The 25,225-nt window shown below is 27.9% G+C and carries 26 protein-coding genes, 1 pseudogene and 1 riboswitch; of the genes and pseudogenes, 9 read left to right on the forward strand and 18 right to left on the reverse strand.

What is annotated here, in order from left to right:
- The first annotated feature begins 39 nt into the window (after positions 1–39).
- A complete protein-coding gene (locus BPP43_RS07355; protein ID WP_015274597.1) occupies positions 40–999 on the forward strand; it encodes an HTH domain-containing protein in 960 nt (319 codons plus the stop codon).
- Between the two features lie 71 nt (positions 1,000–1,070).
- Here the strand turns inward: BPP43_RS07355 and BPP43_RS07360 are convergent, their stop codons facing one another.
- From BPP43_RS07360 to BPP43_RS07375, 4 genes are all read right to left on the reverse strand, one after another.
- Complete coding sequence (locus tag BPP43_RS07360; RefSeq protein WP_015274598.1) at positions 1,071–1,649, reverse strand: DUF4234 domain-containing protein; 579 nt, start codon at positions 1,647–1,649, stop codon at positions 1,071–1,073.
- Positions 1,650–1,677: 28 nt separating this feature from the next.
- On the reverse strand, positions 1,678–2,547 hold the full coding sequence (locus tag BPP43_RS07365; RefSeq protein ID WP_015274599.1) for a hypothetical protein: 870 nt from the start codon (positions 2,545–2,547) through the stop codon (positions 1,678–1,680).
- 183 nt (positions 2,548–2,730) lie between these two features.
- Complete coding sequence (locus BPP43_RS07370) at positions 2,731–3,759, reverse strand: ankyrin repeat domain-containing protein (protein WP_014936817.1); 1,029 nt, start codon at positions 3,757–3,759, stop codon at positions 2,731–2,733.
- 229 nt (positions 3,760–3,988) lie between these two features.
- Entirely contained in the window at positions 3,989–4,558 is a 570-nt protein-coding gene (locus BPP43_RS07375) for an ankyrin repeat domain-containing protein (RefSeq protein WP_015274601.1), read from the reverse strand.
- 175 nt (positions 4,559–4,733) lie between these two features.
- Here BPP43_RS07375 and BPP43_RS07380 point away from each other — a divergent pair, with 175 nt between their 5' ends.
- Together BPP43_RS07380 and BPP43_RS07385 are read left to right on the forward strand one after the other, a co-directional pair.
- Complete coding sequence (locus tag BPP43_RS07380; protein WP_015274602.1) at positions 4,734–5,156, forward strand: hypothetical protein; 423 nt, start codon at positions 4,734–4,736, stop codon at positions 5,154–5,156.
- A gap of 265 nt (positions 5,157–5,421) precedes the next feature.
- Entirely contained in the window at positions 5,422–7,587 is a 2,166-nt protein-coding gene (locus BPP43_RS07385; protein ID WP_015274603.1) for a peptidase U32 family protein, read from the forward strand.
- A 51-nt stretch (positions 7,588–7,638) separates the two neighbouring features.
- On the opposite strand, the gene celB is transcribed toward BPP43_RS07385, so the two are convergent.
- Positions 7,639–8,979 (reverse strand): PTS cellobiose transporter subunit IIC, encoded by a 1,341-nt coding sequence (gene celB, locus BPP43_RS07390; RefSeq protein ID WP_015274604.1) that lies wholly within the window; start codon positions 8,977–8,979, stop codon positions 7,639–7,641.
- 175 nt (positions 8,980–9,154) lie between these two features.
- Between celB and BPP43_RS07395 the strand changes: the two genes are divergently transcribed.
- Entirely contained in the window at positions 9,155–10,579 is a 1,425-nt protein-coding gene (locus tag BPP43_RS07395) for a 6-phospho-beta-glucosidase (RefSeq protein WP_013244361.1), read from the forward strand.
- A 100-nt stretch (positions 10,580–10,679) separates the two neighbouring features.
- Here BPP43_RS07395 and BPP43_RS07400 read toward each other — a convergent pair whose 3' ends face one another.
- From BPP43_RS07400 to BPP43_RS07440, 10 genes and pseudogenes are all read right to left on the reverse strand, one after another.
- Positions 10,680–11,972, reverse strand: coding sequence for a dicarboxylate/amino acid:cation symporter (locus tag BPP43_RS07400; protein ID WP_013244360.1), 1,293 nt, complete (start codon positions 11,970–11,972; stop codon positions 10,680–10,682).
- Between the two features lie 113 nt (positions 11,973–12,085).
- Positions 12,086–12,556, reverse strand: coding sequence for a 6,7-dimethyl-8-ribityllumazine synthase (ribH, locus tag BPP43_RS07405; RefSeq protein ID WP_013244359.1), 471 nt, complete (start codon positions 12,554–12,556; stop codon positions 12,086–12,088).
- A gap of 268 nt (positions 12,557–12,824) precedes the next feature.
- The gene (locus BPP43_RS12760) at positions 12,825–12,971 is read right to left on the reverse strand and encodes a hypothetical protein (protein WP_289844188.1); all 147 of its coding nucleotides are present in this window, start codon (positions 12,969–12,971) and stop codon (positions 12,825–12,827) included.
- Between the two features lie 13 nt (positions 12,972–12,984).
- Positions 12,985–14,025, reverse strand: a complete 1,041-nt coding sequence (gene ribB / locus BPP43_RS07410; protein ID WP_289844189.1) for a 3,4-dihydroxy-2-butanone-4-phosphate synthase — start codon at positions 14,023–14,025, stop codon at positions 12,985–12,987.
- A 235-nt stretch (positions 14,026–14,260) separates the two neighbouring features.
- A complete protein-coding gene (locus BPP43_RS07415) occupies positions 14,261–14,902 on the reverse strand; it encodes a riboflavin synthase (RefSeq protein WP_013244357.1) in 642 nt (213 codons plus the stop codon).
- A 139-nt stretch (positions 14,903–15,041) separates the two neighbouring features.
- Positions 15,042–16,138 (reverse strand): annotated as a pseudogene (gene ribD, locus BPP43_RS07420) (bifunctional diaminohydroxyphosphoribosylaminopyrimidine deaminase/5-amino-6-(5-phosphoribosylamino)uracil reductase RibD).
- 138 nt (positions 16,139–16,276) lie between these two features.
- Positions 16,277–16,414: riboswitch (FMN riboswitch) on the reverse strand.
- 47 nt (positions 16,415–16,461) lie between these two features.
- Complete coding sequence (scpB, locus tag BPP43_RS07425; RefSeq protein ID WP_013244355.1) at positions 16,462–17,097, reverse strand: SMC-Scp complex subunit ScpB; 636 nt, start codon at positions 17,095–17,097, stop codon at positions 16,462–16,464.
- A 92-nt stretch (positions 17,098–17,189) separates the two neighbouring features.
- The gene (locus tag BPP43_RS07430; protein ID WP_015274605.1) at positions 17,190–17,684 is read right to left on the reverse strand and encodes an NUDIX hydrolase; all 495 of its coding nucleotides are present in this window, start codon (positions 17,682–17,684) and stop codon (positions 17,190–17,192) included.
- A gap of 18 nt (positions 17,685–17,702) precedes the next feature.
- Positions 17,703–19,163 (reverse strand): B12-binding domain-containing radical SAM protein, encoded by a 1,461-nt coding sequence (locus BPP43_RS07435; protein ID WP_013244353.1) that lies wholly within the window; start codon positions 19,161–19,163, stop codon positions 17,703–17,705.
- Between the two features lie 17 nt (positions 19,164–19,180).
- Positions 19,181–19,621, reverse strand: a complete 441-nt coding sequence (locus BPP43_RS07440; protein WP_013244352.1) for a YkgJ family cysteine cluster protein — start codon at positions 19,619–19,621, stop codon at positions 19,181–19,183.
- 497 nt (positions 19,622–20,118) lie between these two features.
- On the opposite strand from BPP43_RS07440, the gene BPP43_RS07450 reads away from it, so the two are divergent.
- Positions 20,119–20,754: a hypothetical protein gene (locus tag BPP43_RS07450; protein WP_015274607.1), complete on the forward strand. Its 636-nt coding sequence runs from the start codon at positions 20,119–20,121 to the stop codon at positions 20,752–20,754.
- Between the two features lie 304 nt (positions 20,755–21,058).
- Here BPP43_RS07450 and BPP43_RS07455 read toward each other — a convergent pair whose 3' ends face one another.
- Both BPP43_RS07455 and BPP43_RS07460 read right to left on the reverse strand, forming a co-directional pair.
- A complete protein-coding gene (locus BPP43_RS07455; protein WP_013244350.1) occupies positions 21,059–21,499 on the reverse strand; it encodes a MarR family winged helix-turn-helix transcriptional regulator in 441 nt (146 codons plus the stop codon).
- Positions 21,500–21,510: 11 nt separating this feature from the next.
- Positions 21,511–22,899, reverse strand: a complete 1,389-nt coding sequence (locus BPP43_RS07460) for a sodium-dependent transporter (protein ID WP_013244349.1) — start codon at positions 22,897–22,899, stop codon at positions 21,511–21,513.
- Positions 22,900–23,076: 177 nt separating this feature from the next.
- Here BPP43_RS07460 and BPP43_RS12275 point away from each other — a divergent pair, with 177 nt between their 5' ends.
- The 4 genes from BPP43_RS12275 to BPP43_RS07470 are packed head-to-tail and all read left to right on the forward strand — an operon-like array spanning position 23,077 to position 24,751.
- Positions 23,077–23,307 carry a 4-(cytidine 5'-diphospho)-2-C-methyl-D-erythritol kinase gene (locus BPP43_RS12275; protein ID WP_252832293.1) on the forward strand — a complete coding sequence of 77 codons (231 nt, stop codon included), beginning with the start codon at positions 23,077–23,079 and terminating at the stop codon, positions 23,305–23,307.
- Between the two features lies 1 nt (position 23,308).
- On the forward strand, positions 23,309–23,935 hold the full coding sequence (locus BPP43_RS07465; protein WP_252832294.1) for a 4-(cytidine 5'-diphospho)-2-C-methyl-D-erythritol kinase: 627 nt from the start codon (positions 23,309–23,311) through the stop codon (positions 23,933–23,935).
- Between the two features lie 17 nt (positions 23,936–23,952).
- The gene (locus BPP43_RS12280; protein ID WP_015274608.1) at positions 23,953–24,240 is read left to right on the forward strand and encodes a nitrilase-related carbon-nitrogen hydrolase; all 288 of its coding nucleotides are present in this window, start codon (positions 23,953–23,955) and stop codon (positions 24,238–24,240) included.
- On the forward strand, positions 24,218–24,751 hold the full coding sequence (locus BPP43_RS07470) for a carbon-nitrogen hydrolase family protein (protein WP_015274609.1): 534 nt from the start codon (positions 24,218–24,220) through the stop codon (positions 24,749–24,751). The genes BPP43_RS12280 and BPP43_RS07470 overlap by 23 nt, the downstream gene beginning before the upstream one ends.
- Here BPP43_RS07470 and BPP43_RS07475 read toward each other — a convergent pair.
- Positions 24,748–25,221 carry a hypothetical protein gene (locus BPP43_RS07475; RefSeq protein WP_013244346.1) on the reverse strand — a complete coding sequence of 158 codons (474 nt, stop codon included), beginning with the start codon at positions 25,219–25,221 and terminating at the stop codon, positions 24,748–24,750. The two genes, BPP43_RS07470 and BPP43_RS07475, sit on opposite strands and share 4 nt — an antisense overlap.
- Positions 25,222–25,225 lie beyond the last annotated feature (4 nt).

Below are 25,225 nucleotides of genomic sequence, written 5' to 3' on the forward strand. Positions count from 1 at the left end.
AATAGTGTATTATTAGTATATAAGTTTTAGGAGTTAGCTATGACATATTATGATGCAGCAAAAAAAGTTTTAGAGCAAAGCGATGTTCCTATGAAAGTTGATGAAATATGGGAGAAGGCTTGCGAACTAGGTTATGATAAAATTATAGCTGAAACATTAAACGGTAAAATGAGTAAAACTCCTATTGCAAGTTTAGGAGCAAAAATATATACAGATATAAAATTTAATCCAGATACTACAATCTTTACTAAAGTTGGTAAAGGTAAATTTTTATTAAAAAGCAAAATAAATAGCTCTAATCAAAATTTAATAAATGAAATTAATGATTTAAGCGAAGAAGAAGATACAGAAGAAAGTTCAGAAAATACAATTACAAATAAAAAAATATTAGAAGAAGATTTGCATATACCTCTCACAAAATATTTGTACTCAATGAAAATATATTCTAAAACTATAAATGCCAATGCTACAGATATTAACTTAAAAGGAAAAATGAAATGGGGCACTCCAGATATTGTATCTGTTACTTTTAAAGATTATATTAATAAATCAGTTTTAGAATTATTTAATCATATAAACCTGCCAACTACAGAAATTTACGCTTATGAATTAAAATTAAAACTCACACTTGGAACTTTAACTGAATATTATTTTCAAGCATTATCAAATTCAGGCTGGGCTAATGAAGCTTGGCTTGTTGCTATGGAAATAGATGAAAATAACTATGATGAATTAATGGAAGAAATAAAAAGATTAAATCAGTCTTTTGGTGTAGGTATAATAAAATTAAATTATTATAATCCTGAAGATTCAGAAATATTATTTTCAGCTAAAAAAAGAAATAATTTAGATATAGACACTATGCATAAGCTTTGCTATAACAGACAGTTTCAAGATTTTATTAATGATGTTAATGAAATATTGGAAGCTAAAGATAAATCAAAAAATCATATAATATCAAGTTTGATAAATAGTAAAAGATTTAATAACCCTAATTGAAGATTTTATAATTTATAATTTTTCATATAACTATTTTTATAAATAATATTTTATTATATCTTGAATACGAATTAGTTTTTATTATTATAAAATTCTTTTAGTTTTATCCATATAGAGTTTAATTTCTTTTGCATAATAATATCAGGAATAAGCAGCATAGCAGTAATTACTAGAACAATAGCAATAACTGCTAATATAGTACCAGCAAATACTAATAATACTTCAGGAGCATGGGAAATAGATTCAATTAAAGTGTAATTATTATAAGCTCCTCCGTAAAGTACCGACATACCGCTTACAAATACTCCCATAACAAAAGCAAGTATTAATCCACCTATAATTGGCATACCCACAAATAATACAATAATAAATGAAACCATAATTATTTGAGTAACATTATTTTTATCTTTTTCATCAATTTTTAAAGCTATTTCTTTATAAATAATATTTCCGTATTTATTATACCAATATATGCTATAGATATTGCATGTTAAAATACTAAGTAGAAGTTCTAATTCAGGAGATATGTCTTTTCTACTAGTAAATTTTTTAACTTCTAAGCTAACATTGTAAATCCAATAGTAATGATATATACCGCAAGTAATAAAGTTTAAAAGAAACATTATAGGAATAGACCTTATAATATTCATATTGTTATCCTATTATTGTTATGCTCTTTTAATAGCCTCCATTTTCAAGTTTTATCTGCGAACCATGCACAAAGCCATGAATTGCATCTTTTCCGTCTTCAGCCTCTGGAGGAAGATAAAATACTTCAAGCCACTTTGTTTCGATATCTTGATAATTCTCATAATCAATACCTTCTCCATTGATAGATAATAAAACTCCCCCATTATAAATCATATCTCTTTTCAAAATCTTTCCTATTATTTTTCCATTTGCTTTATCTCTTATATTCACATAATTGTCTTGAGAATTATATTGAAGTTCGTTGTAATGAACATCTCCTGAATTATAATTATTTTTACTAAAATACTCTGTTTCTACATCACCTAAAGCCTTAAAACCTACAATATCACCGTAAGCCTCTCTAGATGCTTCACCTTCTCCATAAAAACGATAATTTCTAATTGTAACTTCAGCTCTTACAGCAGCAGCACCTAAAAATCTTTTATTCAAAGGTTCTGGTAATTTTACTTCAATATTTTTTAATAAAACACCGAATTCCAATCTGTCAAATTTAACGCCGCTAAAATCCCAAGAATCACCATATTTAGAAGCCCCTTGATTTTTCAAATTCATTTCAAATGAAGCATATAAAAAAGGAAGATCTACATTATTATCAGGATAAAATCTTAAAGCAGTATAATTATTTCCCATATCATAATTATCAGATCTTTCAAGAACTCCTGTTAATGTAATCTCTCCATCAAAATAAACCATACCATAACTTTCTACATTATAGGCTTTAAGTGTATTTTTTGTCACTTTACCATTATCACTTAAAAGTTCAGAAAAATACGCTTCACTAGGTGGAAATGCCCATAAAAAATTAATGCTTAAAAGAAATAAAATAATTTTTTTCATTGTAATAACTCCTATTATTGCTATGCCACCCGTAATGGTGTATTACCTACATTTTTTTATTATATATAAAAAACTTATTTGTTACTACATTCATAAGTTTTTTATTAATTCTATGTAGTTTTAATTTTTTATTATCATTATATATAAATTAAAACATAAATATTACAATTTATAAAACATTCACTATTTTACTATTTTATAACCGTACTCCTTTGCCATATCATTAGCTGTTTTTCCTTTTTTATTTTTTATATTAACATCAGGATTTAATTTTAATATCTCATTTATAAGAGGTTCATTGCGAAGTTCTATAGCATACATTAATAAAGTATTTCCCTTATTATCCTGAGCATTAATATCGGCACCATTAGATACTAATAACTTTATAAGTCTAATAGCCCTATCTGTCTCTTCCATTTTCTTCTGATTCATATAATCTTTTATATAGTCTGTTTTAGCATGATCTCCAAACATATCTTCCGTCATTGCCTTAACATTCTCTAAAACACCAAAAGATGATATTGTATGAAATAAAGCTGTTTTTCCTTCATTATCTTTTATATTAATATCTGCATTTTCTGATAAACATATATCTATTATTTGTACTTTATCAGTTTGAACAGCAAACATCAATGTAGTAACACCTTCATTATCTTGAGCATTAATATCAGCACCTTTTTCAAGTAAAAACTTTACATGTTCTTGATTTTCATAAGCTAAAGAATGCTGTATTAAAGGAGTTCTTCCAGATTTATTTTTTTTATTTATATCTGCACCATGTTGAAGGAAATAATTAACGGTTTCCTTTTTTCTAGTAAAAAAGAAAACATTAGAACCATAATTATCTGACACATTAAAATCAGGATTATATTTTTCAAATAGTTTTAAGATTTCAAGTTCATCTAAAACAGCAGCCCAGAAAAATGCATTTCTTCCCTTATTATCTTTTATTTTAATAACATCTGCATTATGCTCTAATAAAATTTTAACAACCTCTATTTCTCCTTCTGTTACAGCATTCATTAAAGGAGTAAATCCGTCTTCTTCATCTTGAACATTAATATTAACTTTATCAATTAATTCTTCAATTACATACATTTGACCATAACGGCATGCATGAAGAAAATTTCTTTCATCTTGAGTTATACCATAAGAATCATTGACCATTAAAACTACTCCAACAATAATTAACACAATATATTTTTTTAGCATTTTAGTTCCTATTATTACTAATAAAAATTGTTCGCTAATCAAACTCTATCAAATAAATTTGCTAGAGGCTCACAATTTTTATAAATTATATTTTATTATTACTATATATGAAATGATATACTTTTATATCATTGCTATTCCGCAAGTAATAGTGCCTTGCAAAACGTTAAGCGACAATATAAGCCAGCAACTAAAGTTACTGGCTGCTATGACTAACTTTTTATTATTCTTATCTTGTTGCACCAAGCTCTATTAATTTTTCTTTAGCCTCTTTTTTACGAGATAAAAGCAGAGCAGTTACTCCTAAATCATCCATGTGATTTACATCAAGACCTAAATCTTTTACTAAATATTCAAATACATCTATATTACGAAAATCCGCTGCTATAATAATTCCATTAGCATTATTGCCAGTTCTTGAATTAACTAAATTAGGATCATGTTCAACTAACATCTGTATAATTTCAACATCACCTGCACCGCAAGCCCAAAGAAAAGCATTTCTCTCTCTACCATCATAAATAGAAGGATCAGCACCATTATCAAGCAAATATCTTATCATATCTTTATTTTTATTAAGTACAGCTAATATGATAGGAGTTTCTTTATTAATCTCATAAGATCTATCTAATATAGAAACCTCATCCTTTATGGTTATTCCAGTATTAATATTTTCTTTGTTTATTAATTTTTTGAGACCTTCTAAATCATTATTTAGTATAGCATCTAATATATTATTATTATTTGAACAAGATATAGTAAAGATACCCAATAAAAATGATAGAATTAGTTTTTTCATTATATACCTCCATTGTTGTTTATATTCTCATTACTAATTTTGAAAGTATAAATAATTAAAATACAAAAGTCAATGTACATATATGAGGTATAATTCTTTATTGTTATCTATAATAAATTTACTTCATTATATTATTATGGTTATATTTTTTATAAAATTTAAAAAGGAAGTGTTTATGAAGAAAAAATTAATATCTATACTATTTTTAACTGCTATTTTATTTGTAAGCTGCAGCAATGAAAATAAAACTGGACCATCATCAAATAATAATAATGATTTAAAATATTCAGGCAGTTGGACTTTCACTAATACACCTAATTATAAAGGAGGAGTTTTAACAATTAATAAAGATGGCTCTTGTATAATAAACAATAAAAAAGCAGAATCTTTTACAAAAAACTCAGAAAACAACTATGTAATTGTATTTAAAGAAAATTTAGTTCAAGACTATGTTACTGCTGTAATAACTTTAACTTTAGATATAACTTTTGATACAGAAAATTCAGGAACAGTTAAAATAAATGAGAAAGCTGTTTCAGAAGATGGAACAGAACTTCACAATGCTGATGTTAATGAAATTATAACAAAAAATATTTAAATAAATTTGTATTATATAAAAAGTCTGATTTTTTAATCAGGCTTTTTTTATATAAAATATTATATAGTTAAAAAATAAATGTATTATTAATATATATTTGATATAAAACTAAAATCTTTTAACTTTTTATTACGAGAAAAAGTTGAATAAACTATCAAATATATTTTCAATATAAAATATAATTATCAAAAATCTATTTAACACTTGAATTCATTTACTTATATGCTATAGTTTTGCAATAAATATATAATTAATAGGAAATGATTTGAATAATAAAAACAAAAAAATAGAACTGCTCGCACCTGTTGGCGATGAAAGGGGGTTAAAGGCTGCTGTTAATGCGGGGGCTGATGCTGTATATTTCGGTACTAAAAGTTTTAATGCGAGAGTTGGTGCGGCTGAAAACTTCGATGAAAAGACACTTGAAGAAAATATAAAGTTTGCAAAATTAAGAAATGTGAATGTTTATATTACAGTTAATACTTTAGTTTATAATGATGAAATTGATAAAGTACTTCCATTAATAAAAACTGTTTCTGATTTAGGAGCCGATGCTATTATAGTTCAAGACTTAGGTATTATTGATATTGTTAGAAATAATTTAAATATTGCCATGCATGCAAGCACGCAGATGTCTTGTAATAATTTAGATAGTGTAAAACTTCTTAAAAGCATTGGTATTGACAGAGTTGTTCTAGCACGTGAAATGAGTTTAGAGAATATAAAATATATTAGAGATAACACAGACATAGAACTTGAAACTTTTGTGCATGGAGCTTTATGCGTAAGTTTTTCTGGTCAATGTGCTTATTCTTATTTGCATGGAGGAAGGAGCGCAAACAGAGGTGCATGTGCACAGCCTTGCAGAATGGAATATACTGGAGGAAAAACTGATTATCCTCTAAGCACTAAAGATTTAATGACTATTGATATAATTCCAAACTTACTTGAAAGCGGAATAACTTCTTTTAAAATAGAAGGACGTGCTAAAAGAAGTGAATATGTTGCAGTTACTACTTCGATATATAGACATGCCATCGATTTGGCTTTAGAAAATAAAGATATACCTATCCAGAAATATAGAGAAAGTTTGATGAAGATTTTTAATAGAGGCGGATTTTCTCAAGGGTATTATTATAATTCAAAAGATATTTTTGAAAATTATAAGCCTAGTCATGACGGTGAATATATAGGAGAAGTTGTAGCATACAAAAAAAATAAAATACATATAAAAGCAGAAAAAGAATTAAATGTTTATGATGGGCTTTCATTTGGAGATAGCGGACAGGTAGGAATGCAGATTTCTGATTTATATAAAGATAATATTAGAGTAAAAAGAGCTAAAGGAAATTTAAGTTTTTCGGCTGTTATAAAAAATGTAAATGTAGGTGATGAAGTTTATAGAACTACTGATAAATTACAAATGGACGAAGCAGAGAAAATAATTGAAAGTGATAATTTTAAGCATTTGCTTGATTTAAATTGTATTATTGGATTTAATGACATTGATGATAATAAAAAAATAAAATTAGTAGTTCATAGCAAATATGATAAGAGACTAAATAATATAGAATATATTAGCGATTATACACTTCAAGAAGCTAAAACTAAAGCAACAATTAAAGAAGATATTTTTAATTCTCTTTCAAAAACAGGAGGAACAGTATTTGAATTTGAAAATATTAATATAGAAGAAAAATTCAAAAATCCTTTTATACCTGTTAAAATTTTAAATGAAGCTAGAAGATGCATAATTGAAAAATTAGAAAATGTTTTAATGCAGTCAAAAAAAATTGATTATAATAAAGATTTTGAAAAAAATATTAATTATCCAAACACAAATATAAAAGTTTTAATTGCTAACAGTGAAGAGAAAATTAATTTATATTCTGATATTCATTATGACAAAAAAATATTATTTCCAAATGTTTATGATGAAAATATAATTAAGCTTTTTGAAAATAAAAAAATAGACGGAATAATTCTTCCTCATGTAACATTCGATAAAGACATTGAAGTGATAAAAAGCATAGTAGAAAAAACAAATAATATGATAGTAATATGCAATAACTTAGGTCATATTGAAGCATTAAAAGAAAAAGCTATATTATGGGCTGGCATTGGGCTTAATGCAATTAATAACTATACTGTAGACTTTTTATATAAATTAGGAGTTGATGTTGTTATATCAGCTATTGAAGCTGGTAAAAATTTAAAACACACATTATCAATAAAAGAAGGTTTGATTCCTGCTATGAACTTTGCCTTCTGTCCAAAGAGTATGTCTGTAGGATGTTCTAAATGCAAAGAAGAAGATATTATTGACCACAAAGGAAATATTGTAATATTTGATTGTGTGAAAATATATAACAAAACAAGCTTTATTTTAGAGAATATAAAAAATAAAACAGGCGAGATTTATATAAAATAATAAGAGGCTAAATATTATTTGATATCTAGCCCCTTAATAGTAAATATATATTTATTGGTTTGCTGTACTCTCTTCTTTTTCTAATTCTTTTAAATACATATTAAGGAAAGGTTTGTATATAAAATAATCTAAAACAATTAATCCTATTACTAGTAAAGGAGCTATAAAATTCAAATTAGTAGAGATAAATGAACCCAATATAGAAGGAGTAGTCCAAGGAACCAATGCTACAACTTTACCTATTATATTAAACTTCATAAATAAATAAGTTACAGTAGCATTAAATATAGGAGTAAAAATAAAAGGTATAATAAATATAGGGTTCATTACTATAGGAGCACCAAACATTATAGGCTCATTAATATTAAAGAAACCAGGTACTATAGAAAGCTTACCAATATATTTCATATGAGCATTTTTAGTCATAATCATAGCAATACATAAACCTAAAGTAGCTCCAGAACCGCCAAGATATACAAAACAATTCATAAACTCACCAGATAAAACTTTTGGTATCTGTTCACCAGCAGCAAGAGCAGCCTGATTAAGAGCTAAATTTGTAAGAGTAATAGGCTGCAACACAGCATTAACAACATTAGCACCATGTATACCGCAGAACCACAATATATGTATCAATAACAATATGATGATTATAGATACTAAACCATCAGACATATTTAATAATGGCTGTAAAATCTTCATAATCAAATCTGGCACCATAATCTTCATACCATTTTGTATAAGCATATTTACAGTTTGGAACAAGAAAGAAATTACAGCTACAGGAACTAATATCTCGAAAGATTTGGATATAGCAGGAGGCACTGATTCAGGAAGTTTAATCATGATTTTTTTTGCTGCTAAAAATCTAGAAATTTCTACAGATACCAATGCTGCAATAATAGCCACAAAAAGCCCCTTAGCATCTAAATATCTTGCATCCAATACACCAACATTAACATTTTCTGCTACATGCAATAACTCAGCAGCAGTTCCTACTACAGTTACAGCCAAAGACTTTGCAGATAATAATAGAAAAGCATACATAGATAATAAACCATTTGTAATTTGGTCTTGACCATAATATCCAGCTAAAGAATATCCAATACCAAAAGAAACAAACAATGACATTATCCCCATACTAACATTAAATATTTGTATATAATTTCCTGATACTGCTTGTACAAAATTTTCATAAGGAGGGAAATACATAAAATTAGTTTTATCACTCAAAGGTAAATTAAATAATAATAATACAAAAGAGCCTATAATAATGAATGGTGTTGCAAATACAAAACCATCTTTAATAGCATTCAAATATCGGTTCATAGCAATTTTTGACATTATTGGAAGAAATTTGCTTTCCATAAAAGCATTGAATTTTTCTTTCATTGTTATCTCCTTAAATTTTCTTTTCATTTCTTTATAGTATAATTATCAAATTTTATAAATTCAATTAAAGTTATATTAATTAATTACCAGATTAATATGGAAAAAATCTTGTTTGAGTTTTTATCTTTTTCATATTAATTTTATATTACTTTTTAATATATTTAAGGAGTCATTTATGCCATTTAAAGAAGGTTTTTTATGGGGCGGAGCTACCGCAGCAAATCAATGCGAAGGCGGATTTAATAAAGGCGGAAGAGGTTTAGCTAATGTAGATGTTGCTCCGCATGGTAAAGATAGAGTTGCTGTTATTAAAGGAAAAATGAAAATGTTTGATTTTGATAATGAACATTTTTATCCTTCAAAAGACGCTATAGAAATGTATACTCATTATAAAGAAGATATAAAGCTTTTTGCTGAGATGGGTTTTAAAGTTTACAGAATGTCTATTGCTTGGAGCAGAATATTTCCTAAAGGCGATGAAGAAAAGCCTAATGAAGAAGGCTTAAAATTTTATGAAGATGTATTTAAAGAGTGCTTAAAATATAATATAAAACCTTTAGTAACTATCACACATTTTGACTGCCCTATGCATTTAATTACAAAATACGGCGGTTGGAAAAATAGAATAATGATAAAATTTTATGAGAATCTTTGTAATGTTATATTTAATAGATACAAAGGTTTAGTTGAATATTGGCTTACTTTCAATGAAATAAATATGATTTTGCATGCACCTTTTATGGGAGCTGGACTTTATTTTGAAGAAGGCGAAAACGAAGAAGAAATGAAATATCAGGCAAGCCATCATGAATTGGTTGCTAGTGCAATAGCTACTAAAATAGCTCATGAAGTAGACCCTAATAATAAAGTTGGGTGTATGTTGGCTGCAGGAATTTATTATCCTTACTCTTCAAAACCTGAAGATGTATTGGCAGCACAGCATAAAAATGATGAGATGTATTTCTTTGTTGATGTACAGTCAAGAGGAAAATATCCTAATTATGCTTTAAAAAAGTTTGAAAGAGAAAACTTAAACATAAAAATGGAAAAAGAAGATTTAGATATATTAGCTAAATATACTGTTGATTTTATTTCTTTCTCTTATTATTCAACAAGATGTGCTACTGCTGATAAGAGTAAATATACAATAACAAAAGATAATTTGGAAGGCGATATAAAAAATCCTGAATTAAAACAAACTGATTGGGGTTGGACTGTTGATCCGCTTGGTATAAGAATAACTTTAAATGACATTTATGATAGATACCAAAAACCTATGTTTATAGTAGAGAATGGACTTGGTGCTTATGATAAGCCTGATGAAAATGGTTATGTAGAAGATGATTATAGAATAGAGTATTTGAGAGAACATATAAAAAATATGAAAGATGCTGTTGAAATTGATGGGGTTGATTTGATAGGATATACTACTTGGGGACCTATAGATTTGGTTTCTGCTGGTACCGGTGAAATGTCTAAGAGATATGGTTTTATATATGTAGATAGAGATGATTTTGGAAATGGAACTCTAAAAAGAAGCAAGAAAAAATCATTCTACTGGTATAAACAAGTTATAGATAGTAATGGGGAAAATTTATAATAGAGGTATTTTTTATTTTATTGTAGAGGCTTTTAGTGTTTTTCCCACTAAAAGCCTTTATTTTATTTAACAATTTATTTGAACAAACTTTAATAAATATTTAATCTTGCCACTTACTCATATCCATCTGTTTAGTAATTTTAGCAACCACTGCAGTACCGCATAAATCACCAGATATATTAAGAGCAGTTCTTCCCATATCAAGTATAGCATCTATTCCAAGTATCATACCATAAGCAGCAGCAACATTTACATTAGAGTTAATATCAAGACCAATAGAATTAAGCACCATAAGAAGCATAATAGAACCAGCACCTGGAACTCCAGCAGTACCAACAGCAGCAAGTACAGATACTATTACAACAGTCAATTGAGCATTAAAATCTAATGGATTGCCAGTAGCATTTGATATAAATATAGCACATATACCTAAATATATAGCAGTACCATTCATATTAATTGTAGCACCCAAAGGCAAAGTAAAACTATAAATACCTTGATTAATACCCATCTTCTCATCAGCAGCTTTCATAGATATAGGTAATGTACCGCCTGAAGAACGTGTAACAAATGCAGTAAATAATGGCTCAAAAATTTTTACTAAAAATTTTCTAGGATTAATTCCAAATATAATATTTATTATGCTGTAAACAATTACAAGCTGAATAGCAAAAGCAATATATATTGTATATGTAACTTTTAATAATGATTTAAAAGACTCAGGACCATTTTTTGCAAATACTGTAAATATTAAAGCAAATACACCTATAGGAGCATAAAACATTATCCAGCCAACTATTCTTATTATAATATGAGTACAGCCGTCAAAAAACTTATAAACTATCTCTGCAGTATCTTTTGTCTTTTCATTATCCCTGCAAAATGCCAAAGATATGCCAAAAAATATAGAGAAAAATATTGTAGGAAGAACATCTCCATCGCCTTTAGCAAAAGATGAAAAAGGGTTTGTTGGTATTGTTGAAAGAAGCGTGTCTATAAAATTAGGCTTTACAAACTCTTTTGTAGTAGCCATAGCCATATTCAAATCCAAATCCAAACCTGGTTTTATTAAATTACCTACAGCAAGACCAAAAACAGAAGATATTACAGAAGTTATCATATAAAAAAGAAGTATGATAATACCTACTATACCAAGATGCTTTGGAGATATGCTTGAAACCCCGCTTATTAAAGTAAAAATAATTACAGGCATTACTATCATCTTTAATAGCCTTATAAAAATATTACCTATTGGGTCTGATATTGAAATCAAATTTTTTAATGTTTCAGCGGATGCATATGCCGAAGCTAGCATTCCAAGTACAGCACCAATTATCAAGCTAATTAGTATTACAATAAGCAATTTGCTTTTTAAATCTTTTACTATAGACATAGTTATAATCCTTAAAATAGTTTATAAAGATATATTATGTAATAATGCATAATAAAATCAAGATTAACAATAATTTTAAAAGAAAATTATTTATTTAAATTATTATAACTATTTTATTTTTCTATTTCTCTGATTAGATTAACCATTTCAATAGCACCCATAGCAGAATCAAAACCTTTGTTTCCTGCTTTAGTACCAGCTCTTTCAATAGCCTGCTCAATGTTTTCAGTAGTAAGTACCCCAAACATTACAGGTATATCAGAATTAAGCGAAACATTAGCAATGCCCTTAGATACTTCAGCACAAACATAATCATAATGAGTAGTAGAACCTCTTATAACAGCACCCAAACATATAACAGCATCATATTTTTTTGATTTAGCCATTTTAGAAGCTATTAGAGGTATCTCAAAAGCACCAGGCACCCAAGCTACAGTAATATCATCGTCTTTAATATCATGACGAGATAAAGCGTCCAAAGCACCGCCCAAAAGTTTAGAAACAATAAATTCATTGAATCTAGCACATACTATACCAATTTTAATTTTTTTCTCGCTAACGAGTTTTCCTTCAAAAGTTTTCATAATTGTATTAATTCCTTAATTGTATTTTTTTTCAACTTTTTCCCGCATTCACTCTGTGGGTTTCACCAAAAGTTGCAAAAAGTGCATATTAAAAATTATAAGATATAATTATTCTCATAATCTTTATCTCGTTTCATAAACCTCCTAATAATTAATAAACCTCCTGAAATTGTTAATTATTACATATATAAAAAAACAACTACACCAACAACTTTTATCTATATGTTAAATTATATTTTAGTAATATAATTCAAACAGCTTTTTTATATTAATCTAAAATATGTCCCATACGCTCCTTTTTTGTTTGCAAATAAAATAAATCATACTCTGTTGCTTCTATCTGTATAGGTATTCTCTCTTCTATTTCAAGTCCGTAATTTTCTAAATGTTTTATTTTCTCTGGGTTATTAGTCATTATCCTTACACTCTTAATGCCTAATTTTTTTTAGCATCTGATAAGCCTCATAATATTCACGCATATCATCTCTAAAACCTAAAGCTCTATTAGCATCAACTGTATCTAGCCCTTTATCTTGAAGCTCATAAGCTTTTAGTTTGTTAACAAGTCCTATTCCTCTGCCCTCTTGACGCATATAAACCATTATGCCTCTGCCCTCTTCAGCAATAGCACGCATAGCATAATTATACTGCTCTCCGCAATCGCATCTTCTAGAGCCTAATGCATCGCCTGTCAAACATTCTGAATGCACCCTGCATAAAACATCTTCACCGTCGCTAATATCTCCCATAGTAAGTACAACATGATGCTGTTTTGTTATTTTATTTACGAATGTTAATATTTCAAACTCGCCGTATTTTGTAGGCATTTTAGCCTTAGCATAAAGCTCCATCAAATCTTCATTTTTCTTTCTATAGTCTATTAAAGCAGATACTGTTATCATTTTGAGATTATGCTTTTTAGAGAATTCAATTAAATCATTTTTTCTCATCATATCGCCGTCATCTTTCATAATCTCGCAGCATAAACCGCATTCTTTAAGTCCTGCAAGTCTCATCAAATCAACAGTAGCCTCAGTGTGCCCCATTCTCACCAACACTCCGCCTTCTTTTGCAAGTAATGGAAACATATGACCAGGACGTCTGAAATCTTCTGGTTTAGAATTCTCATCAATAACTTTTAAAGCAGTGATAGACCTTTCAACTGCAGATATTCCTGTAGTAGTATCAACATGGTCAATAGATACTGTAAAAGCTGTTTCATGATTATCAGTATTTTTTGTAACCATTTGATTTAAGTTTAACTTGTTTGTAATCTCTTTGCTCATAGGCATACATATTAAGCCCTTAGCATAAGTAGCCATAAAGTTAATATTTTCTGTAGTAGCAAACTCTGCCGCACAGATTAAATCTCCTTCGTTTTCTCTATCTTCATCATCAGAAACAATTATAATCTTACCGTTTCTTAAATCTTCTAAAGCCTCATCAATAGTGCTGTAAATATTTTCCATTTTAAACTCTCCTTTTTATTTTTTATAATATAGTAAAAATTTTTAATTTTAATATTTGCAGGGCTTTGCCCCGCACCCCAGTTCTTTTATTGGTATAAAAGAACCAAAAGAACTGCATTTTTAAGATAACCTTATCGTATTCTATATTTAACACATATTATATACATACAAACTACTATAATTATGTTTTTTGTAAAATGTAAATATTTCCGTATAAATCTCAAAAAACAATATTTTAAAACCCATTCTTAAATAAAAACTCCATTGTAATATTAGATTTTTTACTGTCATTATTATCTTCTTTAAATGTTAAAAGCCTTTCAACATATTTGCCTATAACATCATTTTCAATATTAACCTTGTCCCCTTCTTTTTTATAATATAAAACAGTCTCTTTTAATGTATGAGGAATAACAGCTATAGAAAAACTATTATCTGTTAAACTAGCAACCGTTAAACTTATACCATCAACAGCAACAGAACCTTTTTCTACAATGTACTTCATTAAATGTTTAGGCACTTCAATAGTAAGTATTATAGCATTGTCATCTTTCTTCATAGACTTAATGCTTCCTACTCCATCAATATGCCCGCTTACTATATGCCCTCCAAATCTTCCACTTAAAGTCATAGCACGCTCAAGATTAACTTTACTTCCGTTTTTTAAACTTCCCAAATTAGTACGATTTAAAGTCTCTTGAGTAACATCTGCATTAAATATTTTATTATCAAAACTAGACACAGTTAAACAAGTACCATTAACAGCAACGCTATCACCCAAATGCAAATCATCAAATATTTTACTTGCTTCTATTGTAATAACTTTGCTTTGTACCGATTTAACAGTTCCTATCTCTTCAACTATACCAGTAAACATTATTAAGTAATCCTATAATAAAATTATAATTTCTTTGATGACATTGAATGCAAAATAATACAAATGCAGTCCTTTTGCTTCTTTGGGTCACCAAAAGAAGTAGGGGTCTGGGGACTAGTCCCCAATAATCAAGTATTATTTAATATTTTAAATAATACTCCAAAAATAAGTCGTCCTCTATCTTTGTTATACTATTTCCAACAAGCCTAATAGCGTTATCAGGCTCATCTATTCCTTCGCCTCCTATAGGGCTTTTCGCTTCAAAACCTCCAAATATCTTTGGTGCTATATAAACTAAAGCCTTATTTACTAGCTTTTCTTTTAATAAACTAGCATGCAAACTTGCACCACCCTCAACATACACACTGTCTATATTTTTTTCTTCTCCAAGTATTTTCATTAACTCTTTTAAGCTCACTCTTCCATTATCACTTTCTGTCTTTATTATCTCTACTCCAAGCCCTTCAAGCTCTTTTATTTTTTTCTCATCACCACTCACAGTAGCTATAAAAGTTTTTATATCTTTTGCTGTTTTACAAATATTAGAATCTAAACTTATTTTCAATGAACTATCCAAAATTATTCTTATAGGGTTTCTAGTGTTTGGAAGTCTGCAATTAAGCATTGGATTATCTTCTATTACAGTGTTTATCCCAACCATTATAGCAGAATATTTATTTCTAAATCTATGAGAATGCTCTCTAGTTTTTTCACTAGTTATCCATTTTGATTTACCGCTTACTGTAGCAATTTTTCCGTCCATAGTCATAGCATATTTCATTACAATAAAAGGTCTTTTATTAGCTATGTAGTAGAAAAAAACTTCATTTAATTTTCTGCACTCTTCTTCAAGCACATTTACTATTACATCAATTCCAGCATCTTTTAATTTTTTTATACCATTACCTGCAACTTTAGGATTAGAATCCACACAGCCTATAATAACTTTTTTAATTTGTTTTTTATAATAGCATCAGCACAAGGAGGAGTTTTTCCATAATGAGAACATGGCTCTAAAGTTACATATATTGAAGCTCCCTCAACATCTTCTCCATTCTCTTTTGCATTCAAAAAAGCATTAATCTCTGCATGATTCTCACCATATTTTTTATGATATCCAATACCTATCACTTTATTCTCTTTTACTATAACAGCACCAACTAAAGGATTAGGACTAGTAAAACCCTCCCCCTTTTTAGCCTCTTCTATAGCCATTCTCATATATTTTTCATGCATAATATTAATACTCTAAAAAAATATTTATATTAATCTTTGGTATATTTTGGTAGGATACTATGAACTATAAACAAAAAAACTCTAAATGTTTACACACTTAGAGCATTATTTTTTGACATGTAGTTAAGTTTACATTAAAAACATCTTCTACCATCCAGACTTTAACTGTCGGTTTTGGAATCGCACCAAATCTGCCATTTTTGAATGAAAGAAACATCAAAAAGGCTCGCGGACTTTACCGCCGGTATGGAATTTCACCTAGCCCCGAAGATTTATATATTAATTAGTATACACAATTTTTTTTTATTGTCAAGCATTGTGTATTAATCGTTTCTGTTGAACTCTAAATCTTTTAATTCTCTTAATTTTGGTAAATCATCTAAACTGTTTATACCAAAATGCATTAAGAATTTATCTGTTGTTCCGTATGTTTGTCTTTTGTCAAGATAATCTTTTCTGCCTTTCCAAGCTATAAAACCATCTTCCATAAGCATTCTAAGATGATAAGAACTGTCGCTTTGTCTTATATCATCAATCTCTGCTTTTGTAAGAGGCTGTTTGTAGGCTATAATAGAAAGTGTTTGAAGCATAGCTTTTGATATTTTCTTCTTACGTTTTCTATCATATATTGCAGATAAAGTACCAAATGTAGAAGGTATTATAGTCATCATTACACTATCACCAATCTCCAATATTTCTATGGCACTTCCTACACTTTTATATCTATTGTTAATATTTTCTATATAGTTTCTTATGTCAGTATTTTCACACTTAAAAAGATTTCTTAATCTAGATATAGAAACTGTACCCTCTACATATATAACAGCTTCTAATACCCTCTCAAGCTCCTCCTGATTCTCTAATACATTTTCATCTATTGTAAAATTGCTCTCTGCCTTTACTTCACTATTATTATTAGCTTCAATAGTCTCTTGATTAGATAATTCCTCTAAACTCATTTAAGAAAATCCTTTTTCATTTTTAGTTTTGTAGTATTATAACATATAAATTCTTTTTTTCAATCTAAAAAAAATTTAGAAGAATTTTTGTATTATTTTTTATATAAATCATAAAAATACATTAAAGACTCAACAACCTCTCCGCTTCTACACATCTCTCTATACACTTTTTCATCAACAATTTTTGCCTCACTAACCTCATTTTCTTGCAAGATTAAATCATTTATATCAACATCTCTCTTAAACACATAAGAATCAATTATAGTATTAGAAAAATCAAGAACAAACGAAGTAAAAAATGTAGCCTCATCAACTTTAAAAGATAGCCCTATCTCTTCTTTTAGCTCCCTAATAGCTCCATCAACACTACTCTCACCCGCAACTATAGAGCCCTCAGTGCATTCCCACATGTTAGGACATATATTTTTACTGCTATGCCTTTTGGTTAATATCACTTCATCATTACTATTAACCACCCAAGCATGTATCACTATATGATAATCGCCATATTCTAAAGGTAAGCCTCTTTTATGCAGCTTATTCTTTTTATTCTTATTTATATCATATACGTCCCAAATCTCAGCCATAATATTTTTTTGATTCTATTACTCCCTATTGATATACGATGACACAACATTTCTAAAAGAGTTTATATGATGCTTAATATCATATATATCTCTAATGCTTAAAATTTTATGTAAAACATACATAGGATTAAATGATAAATTATAAAAATATTCTACATACTGAAAAATATCATCAACTTCCAATTTGAGTACACTGCTGCGCATATCATATTCAAACCAATTATCAGTATTAATATAATTATTCTCTTTGCAATAATTAAATATATTGGTACCAGGATATGGCACAAAGATTGAAGTATTCATTGTATTAATATAACCGCTAGTCATTAAATATTTTATTACATCGAAGGTAGCAATAATATCGTCTTCATTCTCCCAAGGATATCCAATCTTTACCATCATATCTATAAATAAACCAGCCTTCCTTGCCATTTTAATAGACTCAATAACAGAATCTATACTAGTATATGAAGGAAAAAGTTTTTCTAATGTCTTAGTATTTGCAGAAGGAAAAGTAACTATTAATGTTTTAAAACCAGCTTTTTTCATCATTTTATAATAATGATAATCCAAATCAGTAAAATACATGTGGCAATCAATATAAACTTTTTTGTTTAATTTTCTCTCTATCATAGTTTGACAAAAAAGTGAAAGCCATTCTCCCATAGGAAAAGATACTGTAACATCAACAAACTCTTTTATACCATATCTTTTATATAAATATTCTATTTCATCAACAACATTAATAGGGTTTCTTAATCTAACATTATTAAATAATATATTGGAAGCTGCACAACTATAATTACTAAAAACAGCACCCCTTCCAGACATAATAAATGTAGCCGGAGTTTTTTTATAATACTCATTTTCTTTGGAATATAATTTCCAGTTAGTAAGATTTCTATCTATAAATGGAAGGCGGTCTAGAGGATAGTCAAGTTTACATTTGCCGGTATTTCTAATATTTCCTTGAGAAGTTCTATAATATATACCTTCTTTTAATTTTTCACCGTTATTAATATGATTTACAATGCTTAAAAGAAGTATATCATAATCTCCTCCTGTAATAACAAAATCTACTTCAGATTTATCAAAACTCTCTTCAGGCAATGCTGTAACATGGTCGCCTGCCAAAACTATATAAGCATTTTTATATTTATCTTTAATAGCATCAATAGTATCCCAAGTATAATTTATAGTAGCAGTAGTAGCTTCAAAAAATATTAATTGCGGATTTATTTTGTCTATCTGTATAAGCCAATCTATTATATCCATCTTTCTTGCTACAGTATCTATAAAAAAAACATCATATCCGTTATTTTTTAATAAAGTAGCAGCATAGGCAGGAAGTATTGGATAATTGCAGCTAAAATTCCTCACCCATTGAAATTGCCTATTTAAAGACATTAATGGAAAACCTTTATTATATTCAAAAGGAGGATATGTTATACATACTCTATTAATTTTTTCTTTTTTCATTGCTTATATATATTTTTTTATTTTACTTTTTTAGCTATTTTTTTAGGAGATTTAGAAGATTTCTTTTTAATTATTTTTTTCTCATAAACATATTTTTCTAATTCATACTGGTCATCAAATATTACATCATACCACTCTTCATATCTCTCACATTTAGGCGGACTATGCTTAGTACATATATCATGTCTATTCTCATAATTTTTACACAAATAAGTTTTTTTATCTAAATACCTGCACTCGCTTCTTATCATATGGTACCAAGTATCCTGATATATAAATATAAATGAATGCTTAAAATAAAGATACCATTTCAAAGTTTTTAATTCTTCTTCATTTTTAGGCTTAGATATTTCCATTACCAAATCATGACAGCATAAAGAATTACAATCTGCACATAATTTATCTGTAACTTTCTCTTTTCTATCTTTAAAAATTTTATCAGACGGTATCACTTTCATCAATAAATCACCTTATAAAAAATAAAACAATTGTTTAATTATACTAAAGTGATTGTATTTTGTCAATTTGATATTTTTTATTCTCATGTACTATCCTATAACCCACAGTTATTTTTGCTATTGGAAAAAGTTGAATAAAAAAACTTATTATATATTTAAAAACTTTTAAGTTTACTAAAAATATTTTTATGTTTTTGTTGTTTTGGGAGCTAGCCCCCTTGCGAAGCGTGCCCTTAGGGTACATACCACCAGTTCTTTTGCCGACGCTCTGCGTGCCTGCGGCAAGGCACCTACTCGGTGCGACCGTAGGAAGTGCCCTTGCGGCGTGCCACAAAGAACCAAAAAGGCTGCATTGTTTAGCTTAAAATGTTGGTATTATCTTAATATATATTCCTAAAATATTAGCTATAGTATTTGTACTTTTTGCAACTTTTTGTTGATATTTTTATATGAAAATATATAATACATTCTATACAAAATAGATTAGGAGAACAAAAATGAAATTAAAAATATTTATAATTTCTTTTATATTTATTTTTTCAAGTATGCTATTTCCTGCTTTTGAATTAGGTTTTGCTGGAAAATTTGGATTTGCCAACAGTTTTACTGATTTAACAGGTGGAGTTTTTGAGCCAAGATTAGATTTAAATTTACAATTAGGCTATAACTTTCCTATAAATAAATCTTCTTTCAGAAGTATGAGTTTATTATTTGATACAGGAATAGATGCAAGAACTATATCTTTAAAAAATGATAATTATAAAATAAATCAATTAGAGGCAGGCGGAATAACAACTGGTTTGGCATTAAAATTTATATTTACTCCAGTTTTAAATTCAAAAATAGATTTAGTTTTCGGTTTATCTTCAGGTGTTAAATTTATAGCTATAATAGATGATTTAAATATAAAACCAAATAAAGTTCCAATATCTCCATACGTTAATTTATTTTTAGAAGATAGAATATATAATATTAATGAAACGTTGGCTTTTGTATACGGTATTAATATTTTTTACGAATATATGATATTTGATAAGAGTGATATAAACAACTTATTTGGAGGCTATAATATAAATCAGCATCATTCAATAGGAGCTATGCTTTCTCTAGGTATTCATTTTGGAAAGCGTTAAAGCTTATAATTATTAACATGAAATATTGGGCTTATGATGAATGAATATATTTATCATAAGCCTTATATATTTATAATGATTATTGTATTAAAATAACTTTATCCTTTCGTATACGCTTCGCGAATAACTGCATTTTTATTATAAATTTTATAATTTAATTGTACATTAAAATGCACTCCCCCGCACGACTAAGAAGTTATAATAAAAGCATAGCATTACCGTGCGGCAAGGTGGTACAGCTCGTACGCGGGAAAAAGTTGAATAAAAACAAAAACTTAGTTGTTTAGCTATGAAATACTAAAACTCAATCTTTAGAATAATTCTCCATAAACTTAATCAGCTCTTTTAAACAATTCGTATACTTCACTATATCCTCATCTTTTAATGAAGCAAGCATATCTGTATCAAGCTTTTCAAGTTTTTCTAATATAGGCTCGGCAAACTTAATACCCTTTTTGGTGAGAGTAATAATTTTGTTTCTTTTGTCTTTGGCATTAATTTTCCTTGTAATGTAGCCCTTTTTCTCAAGACCATTAAGAAGAGAACAGCTAGTTTGTTTTGGTATGCATAATTTCTCTGTAACCATATTCTGCGGACATTCTTTATTATAATAAATTAACCCTAGTGTAAACAAAGTTAAATCTGTTATACCATACTGTTTTGCCCATATATGATAAAACCTATTAGTTTCATACCAATGGTCGTATATAATGTCTATATGCTTCTTTAACTCTTCTTCTTTCATTTAATAGCCTATTATTTTAGAAAAAACTTATTAATATAGTCTACAACAAAAATTGTAAGCACTATAAGAGGAAGTATATAACTAACATAGAATCTAGACCATTTAGGGAATTTCAAACCCTTACCAGTATCAGCTTCTTTAAGGAAGTTATTCCAACCCCAGCCAAGCTCTCTAGTACAGAATATTAATATTATTATACCGCCCAAAGGAAGGAAGTTGTTAGAAACTAAGAAGTCTAAACCGTCTATTATGCTAGTTCCTTCACCCAAAGGTTTAATAAATGATAATACATTAGAACCTAAAGCAGCAGGCAAGCTTAATATAAATATAGATATAGAAACAACTATTGTAGTTTTTTTACGGTTCCATTTAGTTTCAGACATAGTGAAAGCTATAATATTTTCAAATACAGCAATAATAGTAGTTAATGCCGCAATAGATAAGAATAAGAAGAATAATGCTCCCCATAATCTGCCCAAAACCATAGAATTAAATATATTAGGCAAAGTAAGAAAAACTAAACCAGCACCCTGACCAGGATTTACTCCAAAAGAGAAAGTAGTAGGGAATATTACAAGACCAGATAATAATGCTATTAAAGTATCTAGTATAACAACCATTATAGATTCGCCAGTTAATGAATAATTTTTATCTATATAGCTTCCAAATATAGTCATAGCACCAATACCCAAACTCAAAGTAAAGAAAGCCTGACCTATAGCAGCATAAGCTACCTTAGAAAAACCAGCAATTCCATCGCCAAACATATTTTTGAAATTTGGAAGCAAGTAGAATTTAAGACCCTCTTTAGCATTAGGCAAAGTAACAGCTCTCACTATAAGAATAAGAAGTACAAAGAAAAGTAAAGTCATCATAATTTTACTTACTCTCTCAACTCCATTTTCAAGCCCCTTAAAACAAACAACTGTAGCAACAACAACAGCAACAAACATCCAAAATATTAATGTTTTAGGTGAAGCAAGCATATTGCCAAAAAATGCCTGAACTTGCTCAGGGCTTAATCCGTCCATATAACCCATAGCCATAGAATAACAGAAATATAAACACCAACCAGCTATAGTAGTATAAAACATTAAAAGTAAAACACAGCCAAAAATCTGCACATAACCAATTATGTGCCACTTATGACCTTTTTTCTCCAAGTTTCTGTAAGAACCAGCTAAATCCCTTCCGCCGGCACGTCCAACAGTAAACTCCATTATAAGTATTGGAAGCCCTAATATAACTAATGATATTAAATACAAAACAACAAAAGCAGCTCCGCCGTATTGACCTGTAATATATGGAAATCTCCACACATTACCTAAACCTATAGCACAGCCTGCTGATACTAATAAGAATCCTAGTCTGCTTGAAAGCTTTTCTCTCTTCTCATTCATAAATAATCACCTATACACTATTTTTTATATTTCTATTTATAATAATCACAAATATAAAAATTGTCAAGGATAAATAAAAAATTATATACAATCATTAAATAATAAAAATAATATAATTTAAATTTTTTAATTATTAATTTATAATACAGCAAATATTTTCTATGATTAAGGATAATTATGACTGAATTAAAATCTCCTTGCAAAGTAAACTTATTTTTGGATATCACATCAAAAAGAGAAGACGGATATCATTTAATAGAATCTTTATTTCACACTGTTGACCTTTATGATATTATAGAAATAAAAGAATCAAACTCTTTCAAAATTACAACCTCTGGAAAATATAAACTAAATGATAATAATGAAGATAATATACTTTCAAGAATATTTTTCTTTTTTAAAGTATAATATGAATCTAAAAAAAAGTTATAAAATAAATATAGAAAAAAACATACCAAACGGTGCTGGTCTTGGAGGAGGTTCTTCTAATGCCGGACTATTTATTAAGTTTATATTAAAAGAACTTGAAATAAAAGAAAATGAACAGCTAATAAAATCTTTTTCTAAGTTTGGAGCAGATATTCCATTTTTTATTAAAAGAGGTATGAGTTGGGTTAATGGCATAGGTGAAAATATTTCACATTATAACTACATACTTCCATATAAAATAATAATAATATACCCAAATATACATGTATCTACAAAAGTTGCTTATTCAAATTTTAAAACAGAAGATTTTAACAAAGCAAACTTTTTATCTTTTAAATCTATATTTGATAATAAAGAATTAGATTTTAATAATATTTATAATAATTTATATAATGTTTTTGAAAACAATGTATTTAGTCTTGAGCCAAAAATAAAAGAATATAAAGAACAAATAGAAAACAAAATAAATAAAAAAATAGTAATGAGCGGTTCTGGTTCTTCTTTATTTACTTTGTATGATAATGATGATAAAAAAATAGAAAATGATTACAACATATTAAAAGAAGAATTTCCTCATTTAGATGTATTTAAATTAGCATTAATATAGTTATAAAGGATAATAAATTGAAGGTTTCTTTTATTCAATTTAACGTAAAAAAAGATAAAAAAGAAAATATAAAAAAAATAGAAGAATATATTAAAATAAATGATGCTAGTTTAATAGTACTACCAGAGCTTTCTTCTTCTGGTTATTTATTTGAAAATAGAGAAGAATTATTAAGCGTATCTGAAAGTATAAATAATGAAGATGAAATAAATAAAAAATCAATATTCATAAACTCTATAATAGAAATATCTAAAAAATACAACAAAGCCATAATAGCAGGATTTGCTGAAAAGTTTAAAAGATAAAATTTACAATTCAGCATTAATAGCAGAAAGCGGATATTTGAAAGGAGTATACAGAAAGGTTCATTTATCAGATTTTGAAAAGAAGTTTTTTGATGCTGGAGATATAAAGGAATCCTACAATGTATTTGAAGTTTGTAAAGAAAAAGTATCTATACAAATTTGCTTTGATGTATGGTTTAGTGAAATATCTAGAAATCAAATATTAAACGGAAGCAATTTAATATGCATTCTTGCAAACTTTGGAGGAGAAAATACTTTAGATATAGCAAGAGTAAGAGCCATTGAAAACATCACTCCTATAATATTATGCAATAGAGTTGGAAGAGAAAAGACAAAAGATATTGATGCGTACTTTATTGGTAAAAGTTTTATAGTTGATAAAGACGGAAGTTTTTTGGCAAATGCTGATAAAGATGAAACAACATCATTAAATGCAAATATAGAAATTAATAATTCAAAATCTAATATAATATGCTCAAACTTTTATGATGAAATAAAAAAGCATTATTAACTCTTTATAAACTTTTCATCTAATTCTTTTCTATTAGCTTTATAATATTTTATAATCTCTTTCCACCTATTAATAAATAATTTGCTTCCATTTACTGTATCTGTAATATTAGCTATATTAAGTTTATAAAAGTTCATAAAACATAAATCATATTCTAAATTAGTAAAATTATCATCTCTATATGAAACTTTTTTATCTATGGTATTAAAACGCATAGTTATTATAAGATTATCATTATTAATATTTTTAAGTATCTCATCTAATATTAAGCAATGATACAAATTATCCCAATCTTCTTTTGTTCTTCGCTCTAATATACCATAAAAAAATGATATATAAGGATTATAATTGAACCCTATTTTCTGATAACTATGCCCAACACAGCTTTTATTGGTAATGAATCCGAGCTTGTTAAGCTCTGTTATAATGCCAACAAGCTCTTCATCAATTTCTATTTTTTTACTATCCAAAATA

The sequence above is a fragment of the Brachyspira pilosicoli P43/6/78 genome, assembly GCF_000325665.1.
GTDB lineage: Bacteria > Spirochaetota > Brachyspiria > Brachyspirales > Brachyspiraceae > Brachyspira > Brachyspira pilosicoli.

Bases quoted from the DNA above. Each gene is read 5' to 3' on its own strand.
- BPP43_RS07355 (WP_015274597.1), top strand. From the start codon at position 40: ATGACATATTATGATGCAGCAAAAAAAGTTTTAGAGCAAAGCGATGTT.
- BPP43_RS07360 (WP_015274598.1), bottom strand. From the start codon at position 1,649: ATGAATATTATAAGGTCTATTCCTATAATGTTTCTTTTAAACTTTATT.
- BPP43_RS07365 (WP_015274599.1), bottom strand. From the start codon at position 2,547: ATGAAAAAAATTATTTTATTTCTTTTAAGCATTAATTTTTTATGGGCA.
- BPP43_RS07370 (WP_014936817.1), bottom strand. From the start codon at position 3,759: ATGCTAAAAAAATATATTGTGTTAATTATTGTTGGAGTAGTTTTAATG.
- BPP43_RS07375 (WP_015274601.1), bottom strand. From the start codon at position 4,558: ATGAAAAAACTAATTCTATCATTTTTATTGGGTATCTTTACTATATCT.
- BPP43_RS07380 (WP_015274602.1), top strand. From the start codon at position 4,734: ATGAAGAAAAAATTAATATCTATACTATTTTTAACTGCTATTTTATTT.
- celB (WP_015274604.1), bottom strand. From the start codon at position 8,979: ATGAAAGAAAAATTCAATGCTTTTATGGAAAGCAAATTTCTTCCAATA.
- BPP43_RS07395 (WP_013244361.1), top strand. From the start codon at position 9,155: ATGCCATTTAAAGAAGGTTTTTTATGGGGCGGAGCTACCGCAGCAAAT.
- BPP43_RS07400 (WP_013244360.1), bottom strand. From the start codon at position 11,972: ATGTCTATAGTAAAAGATTTAAAAAGCAAATTGCTTATTGTAATACTA.
- ribH (WP_013244359.1), bottom strand. From the start codon at position 12,556: ATGAAAACTTTTGAAGGAAAACTCGTTAGCGAGAAAAAAATTAAAATT.
- BPP43_RS12760 (WP_289844188.1), bottom strand. From the start codon at position 12,971: ATGACTAATAACCCAGAGAAAATAAAACATTTAGAAAATTACGGACTT.
- ribB (WP_289844189.1), bottom strand. From the start codon at position 14,025: ATGGAAAATATTTACAGCACTATTGATGAGGCTTTAGAAGATTTAAGA.
- BPP43_RS07415 (WP_013244357.1), bottom strand. From the start codon at position 14,902: ATGTTTACTGGTATAGTTGAAGAGATAGGAACTGTTAAATCGGTACAA.
- scpB (WP_013244355.1), bottom strand. From the start codon at position 17,097: ATGAGTTTAGAGGAATTATCTAATCAAGAGACTATTGAAGCTAATAAT.
- BPP43_RS07430 (WP_015274605.1), bottom strand. From the start codon at position 17,684: ATGGCTGAGATTTGGGACGTATATGATATAAATAAGAATAAAAAGAAT.
- BPP43_RS07435 (WP_013244353.1), bottom strand. From the start codon at position 19,163: ATGAAAAAAGAAAAAATTAATAGAGTATGTATAACATATCCTCCTTTT.
- BPP43_RS07440 (WP_013244352.1), bottom strand. From the start codon at position 19,621: ATGAAAGTGATACCGTCTGATAAAATTTTTAAAGATAGAAAAGAGAAA.
- BPP43_RS07450 (WP_015274607.1), top strand. From the start codon at position 20,119: ATGAAATTAAAAATATTTATAATTTCTTTTATATTTATTTTTTCAAGT.
- BPP43_RS07455 (WP_013244350.1), bottom strand. From the start codon at position 21,499: ATGAAAGAAGAAGAGTTAAAGAAGCATATAGACATTATATACGACCAT.
- BPP43_RS07460 (WP_013244349.1), bottom strand. From the start codon at position 22,899: ATGAATGAGAAGAGAGAAAAGCTTTCAAGCAGACTAGGATTCTTATTA.
- BPP43_RS12275 (WP_252832293.1), top strand. From the start codon at position 23,077: ATGACTGAATTAAAATCTCCTTGCAAAGTAAACTTATTTTTGGATATC.
- BPP43_RS07465 (WP_252832294.1), top strand. From the start codon at position 23,309: ATGAATCTAAAAAAAAGTTATAAAATAAATATAGAAAAAAACATACCA.